At 55.3% G+C, this 244-nt stretch carries 1 protein-coding gene; it reads left to right on the top strand.

The window, feature by feature from the left end:
• Nucleotides 1-169: ferrochelatase (locus tag SB765_RS32830; protein WP_410932919.1), on the top strand; the 169-nt coding region annotated here is incomplete at its 5' end.
• Between the last annotated feature and the right edge of the window lie 75 nt (nt 170-244).

Genomic DNA, 244 nt, shown 5'->3' with positions numbered 1-244 from the left:
GAGCCCGGGCTTCTCGTCAGACTGCCTGGAGACGCTGGAAGAGATCAGTGGTGAAAACTGCGAAATCTTCATGCATGCCGGGGGTGAGAAGTTTGAGTATATCCCTGCGCTGAACGCCGATGAGGCGCATATCGACATGATGGTGCAACTGGTCGACGCACGCCGTTAAAGCGCAGGCGGAGAGTGTGATATCATTCTCCGCCTGTTTTTCCAGACGGCACCTCCCGATGAAATTTCCCGGCAA

Source organism: Pseudomonas sp. SIMBA_067, assembly GCF_046534675.1.
Classification (GTDB): domain Bacteria; phylum Pseudomonadota; class Gammaproteobacteria; order Pseudomonadales; family Pseudomonadaceae; genus Aquipseudomonas; species Aquipseudomonas putida.
This window is presented reverse-complemented; position numbering and strand designations above follow the sequence as displayed.